Origin of the sequence: Caballeronia sp. LZ043 (assembly GCF_031451075.1) — a bacterium.
Taxonomy (GTDB): Bacteria; Pseudomonadota; Gammaproteobacteria; order Burkholderiales; family Burkholderiaceae; genus Caballeronia.
This window is the reverse complement of the sequence record NZ_JARUXT010000004.1, coordinates 137739-156636: the sequence shown is the minus strand read 5'-3', so window position 1 is coordinate 156636 and position 18898 is coordinate 137739. Positions and strand designations below refer to the sequence as shown.

The following is an 18898-nucleotide window of genomic DNA, read 5'->3' as shown; positions in this document are numbered from 1 at the left end:
CATGCAGATCAACGACACGCAGATCGACGACACCTTCGCCGAAGCCTTCCCGATGAAGGCCACACGCCTCGTCATCACTGCCCATACGCCCGTCTGGGCCCGCCACGCGGCGAACTCGTTGACAGGCTTTGCGACTTCCGTGATCGACTGCGGCTGCGAGGCGGGCATCGAGCGTGATCTGTCAGGCGACGAAACGCCCGACGGCCGACCCGGCGTGGCCGTGCTGATCTTCGCGATCTCAACGAAGGAACTGGCGAAGCAGATTGCGCGGCGCGTCGGCCAATGCGTGCTGACGTGTCCGACCACGGCGGTGTATGGCGGCATCGATCCCGCAACGAGCCGCGCGCCGCTCTCCGACAACGCGCCGCTCGGCGCCGCGCTGCGCTTCTTCGGCGACGGCTGGCAGATCTCCAAGGTGCTCGACGGCACACGCTACTGGCGCGTGCCGGTGATGGACGGCGAATTCGTCTGCGAGGAATTCACCGCGACCGTCAAGGCGGTCGGCGGCGGCAACCTGCTGTTTCTCGCCCGCGACATGGACAGCGCGCTGCATGCCGCGGAAGCCGCCGTCGCCGCCATGCACGCGCTGCCGAACATCATCACGCCGTTTCCGGGCGGCGTCGTGCGCTCGGGTTCGAAGATCGGATCGAGATATGCGGGCGCCACGGCGTCCACCAACGATGCCTTTTGTCCGACGCTCGTCGGCCTCTCGGCCAAGAGCGAACTGACGCCCGATGTCGGCTGCGTGCTGGAGATCGTGATCGACGGCTTCACCGATGCGGACGTCGGCGCCGCCATGACCGCGGGCATCGCGGCCGCGACGCGCATCGGCCGCGCGGGCGGCGTACTGCGCGTCTCCGCGGGCAACTACGGCGGCAAGCTCGGGCCATATCACTTCAAGCTGCACGAGCTGGCGCGCGGCATCGACGGGAGCCGGGCATGAGCGCCATCACGCTGCGCGTCAAAACTGCGCCGGGCTTTCGCGTGGATGCGTCGAATTTACTGCCCGCGACGCTCGCCGCCACCGCACCTGCTGACTTGCCCCGCATCGTGTTGCAGGGCGCAGGCGAACGCTGCGCGCTCGGCGATCTGTTCGACATCCGGCACGAGCATGCCGACCTGCCTTCTCTGCTGATAGAAGGCGACGCGCCCTGGCTGGACCGTCTCGGTGCAAACATGAGCGAGGGCGCGCTGACAATACACGGCCATGCCGGCGATTACGCGGGCCTGAACATGTCGGGCGGCACTTTGCAGATTGCCGGCGATGCCGGCCTCTTTACCGGGTGCGAAATGCAAGGCGGACGCTTGACCGTGCAGGGCAACGCCGGCGATTGCGCCGCTGCCGCGCTGCCCGGCGACATGGAAGGCATGACGGGCGGCACGCTCGTGATCCACGGCAACGCAGGCGCGCGTCTCGCCGACCGCATGCGACGCGGCACCGTGCTCGTCAGCGGCGATGCCGGCGACTTCGCCGCCTCGCGCCTGATCGCGGGGACGGTATGCATCGGCGGGAAGGTCGGCGCGCATCCGTGCTACGGCATGCGGCGCGGCACGGTGCTTCTCGCGCACGCGCCCGCTGTCATTCCACCGACCTTTACCGAAGGCGGCCATGGCTTCGAGGTCTTCTGGCGACTCTTCACCCGCATGCTCGCCCGGGAAGCGACTCCCGCAAAGGCACCCTTTTCGACATGTTCCGGTCATGTGTTGCCGCGACGCTACGCGGGCGACCTTGCCGTGGATGGCCGGGGGGAATTGCTGATCGCCAATTCTTGGCCAGCGGGAAAAAATGAAACTTGTATCCTGTAGAACGAAATCCAATTTCACGGGAGAGACTTCATGAGCACCGCGCGGACCTCCGCAACGCGCAACGGCCGCCTCGACGCAGCCAGCGAGCGTTACGCACGCCCGATCATCGCGCTGCATTGGCTGATCGCCATCGCGATCATCGCCATGCTTTGCATCGGCTTCTATATGGTGGGCCTGCCTCGCGGGCTGCCGTTCAAGTCGGACCTCGTCAACTTCCACAAATCGCTCGGAATCACGGTTTTCCTGCTGGTGCTGATCCGCATCCTGGTACGCCTGGCCTACGGCCGGCCGCCTCTGCCGCCGATGCGAACGTGGCAACGCGCCGCCGCGAGCATTACGCAGGCTCTTTTATATGTTGGCATGGTGGCAATGCCGCTCTCCGGTTACCTCGGCTCGTCGTTCAACAAGTTCGGCACGAAGTTCTGGGGTCTCGCCCTGCCGCAATGGGGTTCCGACGACAAACACATGCGCGAGATCTTCTTCGGCATTCATGGCTATCTCGCGTGGATCATGGCCGCACTGGTCATCCTGCATTTTCTCGGCGCGATGAAACATCAGTTGATTGACCGCGACGGACTCCTGCGGAGGATGTGGCCGTGAAAATCCGCGTGCTCGGCTCATCGGCGGGAGGCGGGTTCCCGCAATGGAACTGCAATTGCCGCAATTGCGACGGCGTCCGGCGCGGCACGATCGCCGCCCGCGCGCGCACGCAGTCCTCGATTGCCGTGACGGACAACGGCGAAGACTGGCTGCTCGTCAACGCTTCTCCGGACATCCTGGCTCAGATCGCCGCGAATCCGGAACTGCAACCGGCTCGGCGCGTGCGCGATACGGGCATCGCGGCGGTCATCACGATGGACGCGCAGATCGATCACGTCACCGGCCTGCTGATGCTGCGCGAACGCGGCACGCCGCTGCCGCTCTACACCACCGACGCCGTGTGGCAAGACCTCTCGACAGGCTTCCCGGTGACCTCGATCCTCTCGCACTACTGCGGCGTAGAGCACCGGCGTATCGCGCTCGACGGCGCTGCGCTCGCGGTGCCCGAACTGCCGCGCGTGAGCATCGACGCATTGCCGCTTTCCAGCAAGGCGCCGCCCTATTCGCCGCATCGCGATGCACCTGAAACCGGCGACAACATCGGCCTGATGTTCACGAACAACGCCACCGGCAAGCGCGCTTTCTATGCACCGGGACTGGGCGCGCTGGAGCCGCACGTGCTCGATGCAATGCGCACGGCCGACCTGCTGCTCGTGGACGGCACCGTCTGGACCGACGACGAGATGATCCGCCTCGGCCTCACGAAGAAGACCGGCCGCGACATGGGCCATCTGTCGCAGAGCGACGCGGGCGGCATGATCGAGGTGCTCGATTCGATCGACCGCCCCGGCGTGCGCAAGGTGCTGATCCACATCAACAACACGAACCCGATCCTCATCGAGGACGGGCCTGAACGGCGCATGTTGTCGGAGCACGGCATCGAAGTCGCGCTCGACGGCATGAGTTTCGAGTTATGACCTCTGCACGCACTGGAGACCGCCTGATGTTCGATCCGATGCTGAACCCGACCACCGGCCCCGTCTTCACGAAAGTGACCGAAGACGGACCCGCGTGGACGCGCGAGGAGTTCGAGGCGCAACTCCGCGCGAAGGGCACGGCGTATCACATCCATCATCCGTTCAACGTAAAGATGAACGGCGGCGGCTGTTCGAAGGAACAGATACGCGGCTGGGTCGCGAACCGCTTCTACTATCAGATCAACATTCCGCTGAAGGATGCGGCAGTGATGTCGAATTGCCCCGACCGCGACACGCGGCGCCGCTGGGTGCTGCGCATTCTCGATCATGACGGTTACGAAGACCAGCCCGGCGGCATCGAGGCGTGGGCGCGGCTTGGCGATGCGGTCGGCCTCTCGCGCGACGATTTATGGTCGCTCAAACTCGTGACGCCGGGCGTGCGCTTCGCCGTCGATGCCTATGTGAGCTTTGCGCGGCGTGCGCCGTGGCAGGAATCCGTGTGCTCGTCGCTGACCGAGATGTTCGCGCCGCAGATCCACAAGGACCGCCTCGCAACCTGGCCCGCGCACTACACCTGGATCGAACCCGACGGGCTCGCGTACTTCCGTTCGCGCGTGTCGCTTGCGCAGCGCGATGTCGAGCACGGGCTCGAAGTCACGCTCGCGCATTTCACGACGCGCCGCGAACAGCAGCGCGCGCTCGACATCCTGCAGTTCAAGCTCGACATCCTTTGGACCATGCTCGATTCCATCGAAAAGGCCTTTCCGCAATGAGCGACAGCCCAACGCAACGCAGGCAGGAAGCCGTCGAAGCGCCGGACGATTCATTGCGTCCGCAACTAAAACGCCTGTTCCGCCTGCAGTGGGAACCGGCGCAGGACGCGCACGTGCTGCTTTATCCCGAAGGCATGGTGAAGCTCAATCAAAGCGCGGCGCAGATCCTTCTGCGCTGCGACGGCACGCGCGACATTCCCGCGCTCGTCGCGGACCTGGAGGCAGCGTTCAACGCCAGCAACCTCGGCGACGACGTGCGTGCGTTCATCGCCGGCGCGCGCGCGCGAGGCTGGCTGGAGTAGCGTCATGACCGACCTGTCCGAACCGATCGCCCGGCCCGAGCACGAAGGCACGCCCATCGCGCCGCCCTTGTGGCTGCTCGCCGAGCTGACCTATCGCTGTCCGCTGCACTGCGTGTTCTGCTACAACCCGGTGAACTACGCCGACCACACGCGCGAACTCGACACCGCCCAATGGCTCGACGTGCTGCGCCAGGCGCGCGCGCTGGGCGCGGCGCAACTCGGCTTCTCCGGCGGCGAGCCGCTGCTGCGCGACGATCTCGAAACACTCGTCGCCGAGGCGCGCAAGCTGGGGTTCTATACGAACCTCATCACGTCGGGCATCGGGCTGACGGAGAAGCGCATCGGCGCGTTGCAGGAGGCCGGGCTCGATCACATCCAGCTGTCGTTCCAGGACTCGTCGCAGGAGCTTAACGACTTTCTCTCCAGCACCAAGACCTTCGACTACAAGAAGCGCGTCGCGACGCTCATCAAGGCGCATGGCTTTCCGATGGTGCTCAACTGCGTGCTGCATCGCTATAACCTGCCGCACATCGGCCGCATCATCGACATGGCGCTTGCCATGGGCGCCGAATATCTCGAACTCGCGAACACGCAGTACTACGGCTGGGCGCACGCGAACCGCGCGCAACTCATGCCGACCAAGGAACAACTCGACGAAGCCGAAGCGGTGGTGGAGCGTTATCGGCGGGAGATCGGCGACCGCTGCAAGATCTTCTTCGTCGTGCCCGATTACTACGAGCGCCGCCCGAAACGCTGCATGAACGGCTGGGGCTCAGTGTTCCTCGGCATTGCGCCCGACGGCGCGGCGCTGCCGTGCCACACGGCGCGCTCGCTGCCGGGCCTCACGTTCCCGAACGTGACCGAGACGCCGCTCAAGGACATCTGGTACGAGAGCGACGCCTTCAACCGTTTTCGCGGCTTCGGCTGGATGAAGGAGCCGTGCCGCAGTTGCGACGAGAAGTCCATCGACATGGGCGGCTGCCGCTGTCAGGCCTACCTGCTCACGCAAGACCCCGCGAACGCGGACCCGGTCTGCGACAAGTCTCCGCATCACGAGCGCGTCATCGAAGTCGTGCGCGCAGCATCAAACAGGCAGGAACCGCAGGAGCAACCCATCGTCTTCCGCAACGATGCGAATTCCCGGCGCATCGCGGCGCAAGCCCGCGCAAGTGGTTCAGAAGAAGGAGAAGACACGCCATGACTGCCGATATCTCCGTGCTGCTGGTGGACGACCATGCCGTCGTCCGCGAAGGTTACAAGCGTCTGCTCGAACTGAGCCCCGATGTGAACGTCGCGGGCGAGGCCGCGAACGCCGCCGAGGCTTACCAGAAGTTCTGCGCGTTGCAGCCGGATGTCGTCGTGATGGATCTCGCGCTGCCCGGCGCGAGCGGCATCGAGGCGATGCGCCGCATGCTGGCGCGCGAACCGCACGCGCATGTGCTGATCTTCAGCGTGCACGAGGAAGCGATCTTCGTGCGCCGCGCACTCGATGCCGGCGCGCGCGGCTATGTGACCAAGGCCAGCGCGCCCGACGTGCTCGTCGAAGCGGTGCGCTCGGTGGCGCGGCGCGTATGCTATCTCAGCCCGGACATCTCGCAGGCGCTGGCCTTGCGCGCCACGATCCAGGAAGGGCCGCCGGGACGCCAGTTATCGGCGCGCGAGTTCGAGGTGCTGCGTCTGCTCGTGCAGGGCTATACGCTGACGAGCATCGCGGAGAAGCTCGGGCTGAGCCAGAAGACGGTGGCGAATCATCAATCGGTGATCCGGCAGAAGTTCGGCGTGGACAACGGCGTGCAGCTCGCGCAGATCGCCAACCGGCTGGGGCTTCACTTCGCCGATTTCGCTTCGTCGGCGGAAGCGTCGCTGGCTTCGCTCGCTTCGTTCGCGCCGGTCACGGGCAACGGCAGCCCCGCCTGAGCCGGCACGCGCGCGCAGAACAGAAAGCCTGAGCCGGGCTCGCTCGCGATCTGAAACGCGCCGCCGAGCGCCTCGACGCGCTCGCGCATGCCGATCAGGCCCAGCCCCTTGCGCGGCTTCGCGAGATCGACGCCGGGGCCGTCGTCGGCCATCGTCACGACGATCTCTTCCGGCGCGCGCGCCAGGTAGATCTCGACCCGCGCGCCACGCGCGAACTTCGACACGTTCGTCAAGCCTTCCTGTACCAGCCGGTACAGCGTGATGTTGAGCGCATCGCTCAGGTTGTCGAAATCGCCGTCCACGGCCAGCGTGAAGCGGGCTTCCGGCAGACGCTCGCGCCAGCCATCGACGCAATGTTCGAGCGCCGTGGGCAAGCCGAATTCATCGAGCCCGATGGGCCGCAGCTTGCGAATCATCCCGCCGATTTCGCGATACACGTGCGTCGCGTTCTGCATCAGCGACTGCGCCAGCCGGTGTATCTCCACTTCACGTCCGGCCGAGAGATCGCGGATGCGCCCCGCATCGAGCGACATGGCATTGAGGTACTGGCCCAGCTCGTCATGCAGTTCACGCGCAAGGTGACGGCGCTCGGTTTCCTGCGCGGCGAGCGCCTGATTCGCCAGCCGGCGGTTCTCGGCCAGCAGATGTTCCGCCTCTTCCTCCAGCGCGCGCCGCAGCCGCACTTCCGACTGCGCCTCGCGATAACGCCGCCACGCGAACCACGCACACCCGATGGCCAGCACGACGAGCGTCGACGGGAGTTCGTCGAGCTGGAAGCGCTCGGCGCCGCGCGTCAGGCGGTAGGCGTATTCGCTGAAGTCGAAGTGGGCGAACAGCGCGCCGGCCATGAAGGTCAGCGCGAGCACCAGCGCGAGATCGCGCCGTACGGAGGAGCGCGACGAAGGCAGCGCACGCTGGTCGGCGTCTGTTGCGGGCGAAGGAAGGGATTCGGTCGGCATCACGGAATCCATTCTACGCACGGCGGCCGAGTGGGTCGTGTCCTGCGCGACGCGATTGGGAACCCTTCCCTGCGCGATCGGGAAAAGCTCCCGGTCCACGCGCGTGTTCTTATGCGACGCTTTCATTAAGGGAAGCTTCCTTTCGCGTGACATCGCGTGGTTTCGCGTAGATCCGATAACGACAAGTGGAGATGACGATGAAGAGCATGCCGCGCAGACGCGCGCCCGCGCATCCGTTCAAACCCCGAGCAGGACTGCGGCTCGTGTTCGGCAGCGCATTCGCCAGCATCACGGTGGCCGCATGGGCGCAGACGCCGCCCGCCCCCGACACGGCCGAAGCGCCCGTCGAGGCTGCAAGCGCGCCGCCGACCGTGCAGTTGCCCAACGTGGTGGTGGTCGGCACGACGCCGCTCGTCGGCGTCGGCACGCCGCTCGAAAAAGTGCCCGCGAACGTCCAGACCATCCGCGGCTCGGAAATCGAAGCGCAGCACTCGCAAACCACCACGGACTACCTGCAGAAGAACGTCGTGAGCGTCGATATCAACGATGCGCAAGGCAATCCCTCCCAGTCCGACATCAACTACCGCGGCTTCACCGCTTCGCCATTGCTCGGGACGCCGCAGGGCTTGTCCGTCTTCATGGACGGCGTGCGCATCAACGAACCGTTCGGCGATGTCGTCAACTGGGACCTGATTCCGCAGGCCGCCATCCAGACGATGCAGATCATCCCCGGTTCGAACCCGACCTTCGGCCTCAACACGCTGGGCGGCGCCATTGCGGTGCAGACCAAGAACGGCCGCAGCAATCCGGGCGGCAACGTGGATGCCGGCTTTGGCTCGTTCGGGCGCAAGTATGCGCAGATCGAGCAGGGCGGCGTGATCGGCGATCATCTCGACTACTACTTCACCGCCAACATCACGAACGACAACGGCTGGGCCGATCACAATTCGAGCAAGCTGCGCCAGGCTTTCGGCAAGATCCGCTATACGGACGCGGATACCACGATCTCCGTCTCGATGGGCGGCGCCGACAACACGCTGAACGGCTCGCAGACCATCCCGCGTTCGTTCATGGACAACTTCCGCCAGGCCTACACGTTCCCGGACACCAACGAGAACCAGGTCGGCTATATCACGATCAACGCCGAGCACTACATCACGCCGAATATCCAGATCAGCGGCAACGTGTACTACCGGCACTATCGCAACAAGAACGTGAGCTCGAACGTCAACGACGACTTCGACCCGGACGGCGACGACGCCGACGAACTCACCCAGGCCTTCAACGACCAGTCCGTGATCGTGACGGACAGCTATGGCGCGAGCCTGCAACTCACGCTGCTGAACAAGCTGTTCGGCCATGACAACCAGCTGATTCTCGGCGCGGCGGGCGACTTCGCCAATTCGCACTTCTCGCAGGCTGAGCAGGCGGCCGAGTTCACCGACAACCGCGCGACCATCGGCACCGGCTCCTTCGTGCCGACCACCGACGCCAAGACGCGCAACGAGAACTGGGGCATCTACTTCGAGAACACCTTCTCCTTCACCGAGCAATGGTCGATGACGCTCGCGGGCCGCTATAACTGGTCGAAGGCGACCATCGGCGATGAAAGCGGCGTGCAGCCGCTGCTCGACGGCCGCCACACGTTCTCGCGCTTCAACCCGGCCGTGGGCTTCAACTGGAATCCGACGCCGGCCTTCACCGCCTATGCCACGTACAACGAGGGCATGCGCTCGCCGACCGCCATCGAACTCGCGTGCGCGGACCCGGCCGCGCCCTGCTCGCTGCCCAACGATTTCATCGCCGACCCGGATTTGAAACCGGTCATCTCGCGCACCTTCGAGATCGGCGCGCGCGGCCGGCTCGGCAACCACACGACGTGGAGCGCGGCGGCCTACAGCACGACGCTGTCCGACGACATCCAGTTCGTCAGCAGCCAGGGTGCGGCCAGCACGCTCGGCTACTTCCAGAACGTGGGCAAGACGCGCCGCCAGGGCTTCGAACTCGCGGGCCGCACGCAATGGGGGCCGGTCGGCGTGGCGGCGAGCTACGCCTATGTGAACGCGACCTATCGCTCGACCTGGACGGAAAGCAGCGCGTCCAATTCGAGCGCCGACGACGACGGCAACATCACCGTGCATTCCGGCGACCGCATCCCGGGCATTCCCGCCAACACCGTGAAGATGCGCGTCGACTACAACCCGTTCGCGCGCTGGAACATCGGCACGAATCTTACTTACCGCAGCAACATCTTCGCGCGTGGCGACGAGAACAACCAGGATACGAACGGCAGCGTGGCGGGCTATTTCCTGATCGATCTCGACACCACCTACAACGTCACCAAGCAGTTGCAGGTGTATGCGACCGTCAAGAACCTGCTGAACAAGCGTTATGCGAACTTCGCGATTCTTGGCGAGAACTTCTTCAACGGGCCGAATCACACCTTCAACGGCGGCGACACGGTGAACGAGCAGTTCCTGGGTGTCGGTGCGCCGCGCGGCGTCTGGGTGGGGATGCGCTACGCGTGGAAATAATGGCCACGGCCGCTCGAAGGCGGCCGTTTTCGTCTTGCTTGCGTGCGAGGCGTTCAGCGTCCGACGATCGATCCCGCGCTCGGCGGATACGTGACGATGCCCCACGCCAGCGGCAAGTCGCCGATCTGCTTGATCTCCTTGTAGTCGGCGCCGTCGAGCACATAGACCGCGTTCGAGCGTCCGCAGGCGAGCAGCAGCTTCGAGCCGTCCGGCGTGAAGCTGAAGTGCCAGCAGCGCTGGCCGACCGGCACGTCCTGCACGTGCTCGTAGGTGGCGCCGTCGAACACCTGCAAGGTCTTGTCGCGTGACGCGGCAACGAGCAAGCGCTTGCCCGACGGATCGAACGACACGCCATACGGGCCCGTCTTCGTGTCGACGGTCTTCATGACCTTCAGGCTGCCGCCATCGAGAACGACGAACTTGTTCGCGTTCTCCAGCGTGACGACATAGCCCTTGCCGTCCGGCGTCGCCTTGATGCCGCGCGGGCGCGAGCCTTTCGGAAGCTTGACGGTGCGCACCGGCTTGCCCGTGCCGACGCGATACACCGACACCGTATCGTCGCCTTCGTTGGTGACGAGGATCAGCTTGCCGTCCGGAGAGAATTCGACGCCTTCCGTCTCATGCCCGCTCTTCACCGAGTGCGTGACCTTCATGCTCTTCAGATCGACGATAGCGATCTCGGCCGGCGGCGAGCTGGCGTCGTCATCGTCTTTCTCGGGCTCGCCGGGCTTCGGCGGGCCGCCGTTTTCGCCGGGCTCGTAGGTGACGTAGGCATGGCCGCCGAACACGCGCACGAACTCCGGATTCTTGCCGATCTTCACGCGGCGCACGACCTTGCCGGTCGAAGTATCGATCTCCGAGAGATCGCTGGTCGCCTTGTTGGCCACGTAGAGACGCGTGCCGTCCTTGTTCAGCGACAGGCCGCGCGGCCCGTCCTTGCCCACGTCCCAGGTCTTGTCGAGCGAAAGCTTGTCCAGATCGATGACGCCTACACCGGCGTTTTCGGTCGTCACGTAGGCGGTCGGCGCGGCGGCCTGCGCGAAGCCGGCCACGAGGGCCAGCGACGGCGCGAGCACCGACGCGCAGGCAAGACGCGCCGCCTTGATTCTGACTTGCATGTTTGTCTCCAGCGGTTGCAATTCTGTCCGGCACGATGTGTGGTCGGGCTGCTCAGGCCAACTTAGCCCAATCGACGCAGCACTGGCAACGCCCGGGGCCGGGAGAAACTCCCGAATTCCGCACGCCCGGCGGTATGAGTGTGTCGGGTGCGGCGTCAGCGCGTGGCGGCGGGATCGGCGGCGACCAGATCGGCGAGCGCCTTTGCTGCGCGTTGCCATGAAAGGTCCGTGTTGCCGCGCATGTCCACCGAGCGCTGGAACACCGTCTTGCCGCTGGCGGCGTCTTCAACACGCAAGTTGATGTTGAGGATCAGATTGCTGATCTTCTGCACCCAGCACACGCCCGCGCGCGTGGTGCCGAGCTGCTTCGCCACGCGCAGTTCGCAGCCATTGCAGGCGCTCATGTCCTGCGCGCCTTGCAGCGACGCAATCAGGTCGCGCGCGCCGGCGTTGTCGGCAACCTGGAACAGGCCGCGCTGATTCAGGTCGTCGCGCAATGCGCTGCTGACCATCACGAGGCGCGCGGCCTGATCGCGGTTGGTGGCGGCATCGTTGTAGGCGGCGTTGTCGTCGATCAGCGTGCAGTCAGGAATCGCGATGGTCTGCCGCGCCGTCTGCGCATGCAGCCCCGTAGCGGAGAGCGCCAGCAGCAGCGCCAGCGGTGCGCGGAATCTGCGGATCATGGTCGGGGTCTCGAGGTTGAGCGGCCGCGTTCAACATACCGGTCATCCGCCGGTCGAGCAAGCGCGCCGATCAAGCCCGCCGCACATTCACGACGCCGCCCGCAGCGCCTCGTCCGCCACCGCCAGCCGCAGCGCCATCATCTTCACGACGAAGCGATGCCACTCCTGTGCCGTCAGCGCGTCGTCCTGCTCCAGCGCACTCAGCGCCGCGAGCGTCATGCGCCTCAAGCGGGCGGGTTCGTCGGCGACCACGTCCGCGCTGCGCGGCGCATGCGTGTACACCGCCATCTCGCCGATGATGGTCCCCGGCCCGAACGAGCGCAGCCGTACCGACCGTCCGCCCGCCAGCGGAAGCGATACCGTCACGCGTCCCGCCTCGACGATATAGAGCGCATCGCCCGCGTCGCCGCGCCGGAACAGCGCCTCGCCCGCGTCGATCTCGCGCAGGTCCAACCGCGCGGCCAGTTGCGCCAAAGCGCGTTCGGTGAAGTGCGGCGCGAGCAGCGTGCGGAAGTCGGACGATGCCGCGCCAGCCGCCGCGCGCTGCGTCGAGGCGGCGAGCTGTTGCGCCTCGATCCATTCGAGCCCCGCGTCGAGCGACGCGAATTCGCGGATGCCGAGCGCCAGCGCCCCGGTGCGCGCCAGCAGCGCGCGCGAGCCGTCCGGCAACGCCGTGAGCACGAGGTCTGCGCCGATCGCGACACACGCCTGGCGCAGCTTCACGAACGCCAGCGATACCGATGCGTCCATGCCGTTGGTCCACGCGAAGTCGAGCACGACATAGCGGACCGGCCGCGGCTTATGCCCGCGGATTCGCTCGCGGATGCGCTGCAACATCGAATGCGCCGAGCCGAAGAAAAGGAAGCCTTGCAGGCAGACACCGCAGATTTCGTCGCCGCGGTCCATCAGCAGCCGCGTTTCCTCGATGCTGCGTTCGACGTTGGAAGTCCGCGTGCGGCCGTCGAACTCCATGCGCACGCAGCCGGCCCGCCCATAGAGCAGCGCGAAGGTCACGCACGCGACCACCACGCCCGCCACGACGCCCGCGATCACGCCATAGAACGCGATCACGCCGAGGATCAGCGGCACGAGCAGATACTCGTGCCAGGTGAGTCTGCGATACGCGCCGACGAGCCAGTCCATCATCAGGCGCAGTCCCATGTACAGCTGCATGCCGACGAGCACCGGCACTGGAAACAGCGACACGAGATCGGGCGATGCAATCAGCACGAACAGGCAGGCGAGCGCCGCGAACACGCCGGCGACGCGGCTCGTCGCGCCGGCGCGCGCGTTGAGCATGGAGCGGTTGTACGACTGATAACCGACCATGCCGCCGAACAGACCGCTCGCGATGTTCGCGAGTCCGGCGGCGCGCATCTCGCGGTTGAGGTCGATGTCCTGTCCGGTCGCTGCGCCCATCGCAGTGGAGTTCATGATGATCGTGATCGCCGATACCGACGTAACGATGAGCGTCTCCGGCAGATGCGCGACGATCGCATGCCAGTCGATCTCGCCGTGCGCGAGCGTCGACGGCAGATGCAGTTCCGGTATGTGCAGCGCATGCACCGGCACATGTTGAAGCAGCAGGCCCATGCCGCGCGCCTCCTCGGGCGAGATGCCCGCGACGTGCAGCAGCCCGTAAAAAAGCGCGATGCCGATGGCGAGCGTGATCGGCATCGCGGCCGCATGGCGCCAGCGACGCGCGAGCAGCGTGGCAAGCGCGCCGACGAACAGCGCCGGGACCCACGCGAGCCATGACAGGCGGGCGAGCATGGGCAGCGTATGCCAGTCGAGCGTGAGTCCGGTCAGCACGCGAAACGCGCCCGCGATCAGCAGATAACCGGTGCCGGCGAGAAAGCCGCCCATCACCGGATAGGGCAGGAATTGCAGCGAGCGGCTTTTCTTGGAGGAGCCGATGGCGAAGAGGATCAGGCCCGTGACGAGCGAGCACAGCGCGATGGCGACCAGCACGGTCAGCAGGATCACCGTGGGCGAGCCGCCGTTCGCGCGCACGCTGCTCGCGACGCCCGCCGCCACGCCGACGAGAAACGCGGTGGCATTGCTGTCCGGCCCGCCGATGTTCATGCGCATCGAACTGGTGAGCGCGATGACGAACGCCGTGACGATGCAGCTGACCAGCGCGGTGGGAACGCCGAGTTCGGCGTAACGCGCGAGATCGGCGCTGAAGATCAGCGTGCCGAGACTCATCGCATAGCACAGCATGACGAGCGTGGAGACCGTGCCCGCCGTCACGTCGCCGGCGAGGGCGGTGAGGCGCGGCATGGCGTGCATGCGTACGTTGGATCCGGTCGTGCCTGGCTTCAAGACGCCCTCCCGAGGATGGGCAACGAAACGGCTGACGAATGGGGAACGGATGCGTCGCTTCCTGCGCCCGAAGCGCCCCGGTCCGCTTGAAACGACCGTGAAAAATCGTGCAGACCCGGAGCGAAAAAAGTATCCGTCAGGCACGCGCGCAGTGTCAATTTGACGGCGATCGCGCCTGCTTCAGCTTTTTTAACGGAAACACCTGCTTTATAGGAACCGGCCGATTGTTTTCCGCCACCGGCCAGCGGACAGTCACGCAGGTCTCACGCCGCACCACCTTCAGTCACGGCCCCCCGCGCCGCCTCACTCTTCAACGATGAAGTCAATCCTGTTCAGCAAGTCCAGCCGCGCGCTGGCGGCGTCGCTGCTGTGCGTCGCCGGGTTCGCCGCCGCTCAGTCCGCGGGGCAGCCGCCCGTCAATCCGTATCTCGCGGCGCCCCGCCTCGCCATCACGCATTTCGATTCCGCCCAGAGCGACGCGTTTCCCTGGCCGGTCAGGCGCGGCTTGTTCAGCGTCGATCCGCGCAAGTTCCCGCGCGTCGTGGCAGGTCCGGTGAACGTGATGACGCTCGCCTCGACATCGCCGGGATATATGTGGGGCGTATCGAGCGAAGGCGTCAGTTATATCGACATCTCCGGCGGACGCCTGCGTGAAGTGGCGCGCATGCCGGCGCAGCACACCCGGCTCATCTCCGCCGCCACGCACGCCAAAGTACTCGACCAGCCGTTCACGTCGGTCGAGCAGATTCGCAAGGCGGTGTCCGAGGCCTATGGCGTCGACTGGACGCGTGCGGTGAACGGCGCGTACTCGCTCGTCGATCGCGACAACCACGTCTACTTCAACAGCACGAACGGCAAGATCAGCAAGTTCGGGCTGCTCGACGACAAGCATCCCGAAGCAGGCATCAGGCTGCTCAAGACCATCGACATGACGCCGATCATCGGCCGGTCGTTTCTCGTCGGCATGGGCATGACGTACGACGGCAAGTTCGTCGTGGCGTCGGCCAACACGCTCAGCGTGCTGGACCGTTCGCTCGAAGGCCAGGCGTACACCGTGCGCTTCGCACCGGACGAGGTCGTGAGCAACTCGTTCTGCATCGACGCGCACGGCGGCATCTATGTTGCCTCCAGCCGCATGCTGCACAAGCTCGTGTGGACAGGCTCGAAGCTGTCCGAAGACGAAGCCGACGGCGCCTGGAAAGCGCCCTACGAAAACAGCCAGGGAACCGGATCGACGCCCACCCTGATGGGCAACGGTCAGGATGCGGACCGGCTGGTCGTCATCACCGACGGCGCCGCCCGCATGAACCTCGTCGCCTTCTGGCGCGACGCGATTCCCACCGGATGGAAGCCGATCCCCGGCACGCCCTCCGCGCGCGTTGCCGGTCAGATTCCGGTCACGGCGGGACTCGCGAAGCTTCCCGATGTCATCCAGTCGAGACGCTCGGTGGCGGTGAGCGGCTACGGCGCGTTCGTCGCAAACAATGCCGCACGGAAGCGCGACAAGGACAGGCTCGTCGACGTGCTCGCGCTCGGTCCGGTCCTGCCGCCGGCGTCAGGCGTCGAACGCTTCGAGTGGGATCCGCGGGCGCATCGCTGGCGCAGCGTCTGGGCGCGTGGCGATGTCGTCTCCGTCAGCATGGTGCCGAGCATCAGCACGGGATCCGGCATGGTCTTCGTGAACGGCTATTACCCGCAGAGCGGCTGGGAGATCACCGGCATGGACTGGAAGACGGGTGAGACGGTGCATCGCGTCTCGCTCGGGCAAGGCAACCTCGGCAACGGCGCGTATGGCGTGGTCGAATATCTTCCCGATGGCGACCTGCTGTTCAACAGTATCGGCGGGCCGATCCGCATCCCGCTGAAAAACGCGCGAGGCGGCTGACGCCTTCGCGATGGCAATGCCCGATGGATTCGCCGCAACAACAGGAGTAACGTGGATCGACGAGCGAACCACACCAAGGAGGCGATCATGCCTGACGATCCCGCTCAATGGCAGGTGTTCCAGTACGAGGGCTTCGAGATCCACGTGCTGACTCAACTGAAGCCGACGCCCGAACATGCGCCGCCTCTTGCAGCGGACCGCTTCGTTTATATTGGCCATGTGTGCCGGCCCGGCGCGCATGCCGAGGTGCCTGGAGAAGCGGTCCATTTTCATGCCGACGGCGACGATGCCTACCGCAGCGCGCCCGATGCCGTCGATGAAGCGCGGCACATCGGCAAGAGCATCATCGACGGCACGCATCCGGATCTTTCGGTGCTGCCGCTCGTCTCGCACCATCCACACTCGGGATGAACCATCACGCATGACTGACTCGCACTCGCCGACACCCCGGCATCAAGACGACGATGCATGCGTCGAAAGCCTGAGCGCGATCACGCTTGCCACCGGCGACATGGCGCGCGCCGTGCGCTTCTATGAAGCGCTCGGCCTGCGCCTGCTGTACGGCGGTGGCGACGCGACGTTCAGCTCGTTCGCGCTCGGCAACTCGTACCTCAATCTCACCAGCGAAACCCACGCGCCCATCCGCTTCTGGGGCCGCGTCATCATCCATGTGTCCGACGTGGACGCGTTCTATCGGCGGGCCAAGGCAAACGGCATCGAACCGCAGTTCGAACCGCGCGATGCGCCCTGGCACGAACGCTACTTCCATCTCACCGATCCCGACGGTCACGAACTGAGCTTCGCGCGTCCGCTCTGATTGCGGATGGCACCTGGCTCGGGCATGCGGCTCGCTTCATCTCCTATGACGGCTAGCGTACGCATCGGCCATTTCATATGACCGTTCGCGTACATATCCGGGCATCGCGTTGCATGAGCATAGGTCCATCGGCGGTAAGGATGCTTGTGCTCGAACGGGGGCGAGGCGCTTGAAGCTCTCTGTTGCTATTTCGCAAAAACGGCTCCGCTCAAGGGCGAGGGGCGTAGAGTTAAAGCGCTTTGTGAGGAACGTGATGCGTTGCGGCAAGGGTTTCCGAGTGGTTCAGACCGGCGTACGTCACGCCGTAATCCGGATCATGAAGGCCGCGTGCTGGAGACTGAAATGAAATGCGCGAACGAGCAGTCCCTTCGTTACCAGGTGGACAAGTGGCTGGCGCCCGGAAGCATGCCGGTGCGAGTCAGGCAGTTCAGCCGCACCCGTTCCGACGGCCGGCGTTATGTGTGTGTGGAAGCGTTGAACGGAAAGGCGTCGAGAGCGTTGTTCTTCTTCCGTCATGACGACGGACATTGGTGCGTGTATCCCGCCGCACCCCGGCAACGCAACATGCGCGGCGAAATGCTGGCGGCATAAGCGATGACTTTCAAAGGCGCATGTTGTTCAGGAACTGGAACCACATTGCGCCGAGCGGGTTCATCGGGCCAGCGGCACTCGCCTCTTTCTCTTCGTTCTTCCCGGCTTCTTCTTTTTCAAGTATTTCTGCGTTGCTCTGCAGACGTGACTCATGCAGGGCGATCACACTGTCCGCGATCTGCCGCGCCGCCGGTTCATCGCATTGCGCGCCGAGCAGGACACCGAATACAACATCGCGATTATGTCCAAGCGATGCAAAGCGCATCGCCAGCGACACGCGTTCCGCATACAGCGCTTCCCGCGCCTCGCGTTCCTTGGCTTCGCGTGCCGCGCGTTCCGCTTCTTCCTGGCGCACACGCTCTTCCCAGCGACGCATCTCTTCCGCGAACGTACGGTCGTACACCTCGCGCTGGGCGCGATCGGACAGGATTGCGTAGGCTTCCTTGATCTCGTGAAACTGCGCGTGGGCTTGGACTTCGTTGCCCACGTTGCGATCCGGATGGCAGCGCATGGCGGCCTTGCGATACGCGCGTTTGATCTCTTCGTCGGTGGCATGCTCGTTCACGCCGAGCGTTTCGTATAGCGTGGCCATAGTGCGTTCGGTGGGTACGGGTCGCCGAGCATCCTAACACGGGCCCGCCGTTGATGCGGCAGCGCAGCACGCCGCTTCACTTCACAGGAAAAGCGCTGCCGATGCGGTCGAAAACCGCACGCGCAGCCTTCAGGTAATGTGCGATGTGCAGGCGGATGTTCACCACTGCCACGACGAAGAGCACGAGCGTGATCGCAAGATACTCGCGGCGCTCCGGCACGAGTTGATAGCGCACGTGCATCAGCACGAAAAGGATCCACACGAAGGCCGGCGCATGCAGCGTCCCGTGCCGTTGTGCGAAGTGCCACGCGATGCGCCGCACTTCGCGCCGCGAACGCAAGTTGAGGCCGGCGAGTTCGGGACGGCGGCGAAACGAGAGCGGCATCGGACGGGCTCCTTGTCGCATTGCAGCGCGCGCCATCGTCGTGTCATGAAGCAACGCGATGATGTCAGGTTTGATCCGGCAACGCTCAGCTCAACCATGGCACTTACGCTTGACGACATCCAGCATCTCTTCGACACACACGGTTCCATGGCCTATAGCGGCGAACCGGTCACGCAACTACAGCACGCCCTGCAAAGCGCGACGCTCGCCGAACAGGCCGGCGCGAGCCGCGAACTGATCGTGGCCGCCTTGCTGCATGACCTCGGCCATCTGCTGAATCAGCAGGGCGAGACGCCGACGGAACGCGGCATCGACGATCTGCATCAGTATTACGCGCTGCCCTTCCTGCGGCCGCTGTTTCCGGATGCCGTGCTCGAACCGATCCGGCTGCACGTCGATGCGAAGCGCTGCCTGTGCGCCATTGATGCGTCCTATCATGCGCGGCTCTCCGCCGATTCGGTACGCAGCCTGCAATTGCAGGGCGGCGTTTTAGACGATGAAGCCGCGCACGCCTTCCTCGCCCGACCCTATGCGCAGGATGCGCTCGCGCTGCGTCGCTGGGACGACGAAGCGAAGGACGCCTCCCGCGTCACGCCCGACTTGCCGCATTTCATGGAGATGGTGGCCGGCGTGGCGCGTATCGCGGATTAAGGACGCCCGGCGGCCGGAAACGGCCGTGCGCTGATCGCGCTAG

At 65.2% G+C, this 18898-nt stretch carries 20 protein-coding genes; 14 read left to right on the top strand and 6 right to left on the bottom strand.

Annotation, left to right across the window (positions count from 1 at the left end; genetic code table 11):
- The first annotated feature begins 1 nt into the window (after position 1).
- Genes fhcD through QCE64_RS28360 form a run of 8 tightly spaced genes read left to right on the top strand, consistent with a single transcriptional unit; the run spans position 2 to position 6315 of the window.
- A complete protein-coding gene (gene fhcD / locus QCE64_RS28395; RefSeq protein ID WP_309934345.1) occupies positions 2–943 on the top strand; it encodes a formylmethanofuran--tetrahydromethanopterin N-formyltransferase in 942 nt (313 codons plus the stop codon).
- A complete protein-coding gene (locus tag QCE64_RS28390; protein ID WP_310007534.1) occupies positions 940–1806 on the top strand; it encodes a formylmethanofuran dehydrogenase subunit C in 867 nt (288 codons plus the stop codon). Before fhcD ends, QCE64_RS28390 begins: the two co-directional genes overlap by 4 nt.
- A 30-nt stretch (positions 1807–1836) precedes the next feature.
- Positions 1837–2406, top strand: coding sequence for a cytochrome b (locus QCE64_RS28385; RefSeq protein WP_309925556.1), 570 nt, complete (start codon positions 1837–1839; stop codon positions 2404–2406).
- Positions 2403–3323: a pyrroloquinoline quinone biosynthesis protein PqqB gene (gene pqqB / locus QCE64_RS28380; protein WP_310007533.1), complete on the top strand. Its 921-nt coding sequence runs from the start codon at positions 2403–2405 to the stop codon at positions 3321–3323. The genes QCE64_RS28385 and pqqB overlap by 4 nt, the downstream gene beginning before the upstream one ends.
- Positions 3324–3361: 38 nt before the next feature.
- Positions 3362–4096 carry a pyrroloquinoline-quinone synthase PqqC gene (gene pqqC / locus QCE64_RS28375; RefSeq protein WP_309927479.1) on the top strand — a complete coding sequence of 245 codons (735 nt, stop codon included), beginning with the start codon at positions 3362–3364 and terminating at the stop codon, positions 4094–4096.
- Positions 4093–4398: a pyrroloquinoline quinone biosynthesis peptide chaperone PqqD gene (pqqD, locus tag QCE64_RS28370; RefSeq protein WP_309819195.1), complete on the top strand. Its 306-nt coding sequence runs from the start codon at positions 4093–4095 to the stop codon at positions 4396–4398. The genes pqqC and pqqD overlap by 4 nt, the downstream gene beginning before the upstream one ends.
- A 4-nt stretch (positions 4399–4402) precedes the next feature.
- Positions 4403–5599: a pyrroloquinoline quinone biosynthesis protein PqqE gene (pqqE, locus tag QCE64_RS28365; RefSeq protein ID WP_309925553.1), complete on the top strand. Its 1197-nt coding sequence runs from the start codon at positions 4403–4405 to the stop codon at positions 5597–5599.
- A complete protein-coding gene (locus QCE64_RS28360) occupies positions 5596–6315 on the top strand; it encodes a response regulator transcription factor (protein ID WP_309819190.1) in 720 nt (239 codons plus the stop codon). Before pqqE ends, QCE64_RS28360 begins: the two co-directional genes overlap by 4 nt.
- Here QCE64_RS28360 and QCE64_RS28355 read toward each other — a convergent pair.
- The gene (locus tag QCE64_RS28355; RefSeq protein ID WP_309935400.1) at positions 6225–7274 is read right to left on the bottom strand and encodes a histidine kinase; all 1050 of its coding nucleotides are present in this window, start codon (positions 7272–7274) and stop codon (positions 6225–6227) included. The two genes, QCE64_RS28360 and QCE64_RS28355, sit on opposite strands and share 91 nt — an antisense overlap.
- Before the next feature lie 191 nt (positions 7275–7465).
- Here QCE64_RS28355 and QCE64_RS28350 point away from each other — a divergent pair, with 191 nt between their 5' ends.
- Positions 7466–9808 (top strand): TonB-dependent receptor, encoded by a 2343-nt coding sequence (locus tag QCE64_RS28350; RefSeq protein ID WP_404987503.1) that lies wholly within the window; start codon positions 7466–7468, stop codon positions 9806–9808.
- Between the two features lie 53 nt (positions 9809–9861).
- Here the strand turns inward: QCE64_RS28350 and QCE64_RS28345 are convergent, their stop codons facing one another.
- From QCE64_RS28345 to QCE64_RS28335, 3 genes are all read right to left on the bottom strand, one after another.
- Positions 9862–10926: a beta-propeller fold lactonase family protein gene (locus QCE64_RS28345; RefSeq protein WP_310007532.1), complete on the bottom strand. Its 1065-nt coding sequence runs from the start codon at positions 10924–10926 to the stop codon at positions 9862–9864.
- Between the two features lie 155 nt (positions 10927–11081).
- Complete coding sequence (locus QCE64_RS28340; RefSeq protein WP_310007531.1) at positions 11082–11609, bottom strand: DUF3280 domain-containing protein; 528 nt, start codon at positions 11607–11609, stop codon at positions 11082–11084.
- An 87-nt stretch (positions 11610–11696) separates the two neighbouring features.
- A complete protein-coding gene (locus QCE64_RS28335) occupies positions 11697–13892 on the bottom strand; it encodes a SulP family inorganic anion transporter (RefSeq protein ID WP_309927476.1) in 2196 nt (731 codons plus the stop codon).
- A gap of 358 nt (positions 13893–14250) precedes the next feature.
- Between QCE64_RS28335 and QCE64_RS28330 the strand changes: the two genes are divergently transcribed.
- From QCE64_RS28330 to QCE64_RS28315, 4 genes are all read left to right on the top strand, one after another.
- A complete protein-coding gene (locus QCE64_RS28330; protein ID WP_310007530.1) occupies positions 14251–15819 on the top strand; it encodes a hypothetical protein in 1569 nt (522 codons plus the stop codon).
- Positions 15820–15906: 87 nt separating this feature from the next.
- Positions 15907–16230, top strand: coding sequence for a hypothetical protein (locus QCE64_RS28325; RefSeq protein ID WP_310007529.1), 324 nt, complete (start codon positions 15907–15909; stop codon positions 16228–16230).
- Positions 16231–16240: 10 nt separating this feature from the next.
- Positions 16241–16636, top strand: a complete 396-nt coding sequence (locus tag QCE64_RS28320) for a VOC family protein (RefSeq protein WP_309925542.1) — start codon at positions 16241–16243, stop codon at positions 16634–16636.
- Between the two features lie 342 nt (positions 16637–16978).
- The gene (locus tag QCE64_RS28315; protein ID WP_309925540.1) at positions 16979–17227 is read left to right on the top strand and encodes a hypothetical protein; all 249 of its coding nucleotides are present in this window, start codon (positions 16979–16981) and stop codon (positions 17225–17227) included.
- Positions 17228–17237: 10 nt separating this feature from the next.
- Here QCE64_RS28315 and QCE64_RS28310 read toward each other — a convergent pair whose 3' ends face one another.
- Together QCE64_RS28310 and QCE64_RS28305 are read right to left on the bottom strand one after the other, a co-directional pair.
- Positions 17238–17819, bottom strand: coding sequence for a J domain-containing protein (locus tag QCE64_RS28310; protein ID WP_310007528.1), 582 nt, complete (start codon positions 17817–17819; stop codon positions 17238–17240).
- Positions 17820–17895: 76 nt separating this feature from the next.
- Positions 17896–18204: a hypothetical protein gene (locus QCE64_RS28305; RefSeq protein WP_310007527.1), complete on the bottom strand. Its 309-nt coding sequence runs from the start codon at positions 18202–18204 to the stop codon at positions 17896–17898.
- Between the two features lie 96 nt (positions 18205–18300).
- Between QCE64_RS28305 and QCE64_RS28300 the strand changes: the two genes are divergently transcribed.
- Positions 18301–18855, top strand: coding sequence for a phosphonate degradation HD-domain oxygenase (locus QCE64_RS28300; RefSeq protein ID WP_310007526.1), 555 nt, complete (start codon positions 18301–18303; stop codon positions 18853–18855).
- The last annotated feature ends 43 nt before the right edge of the window (positions 18856–18898 follow it).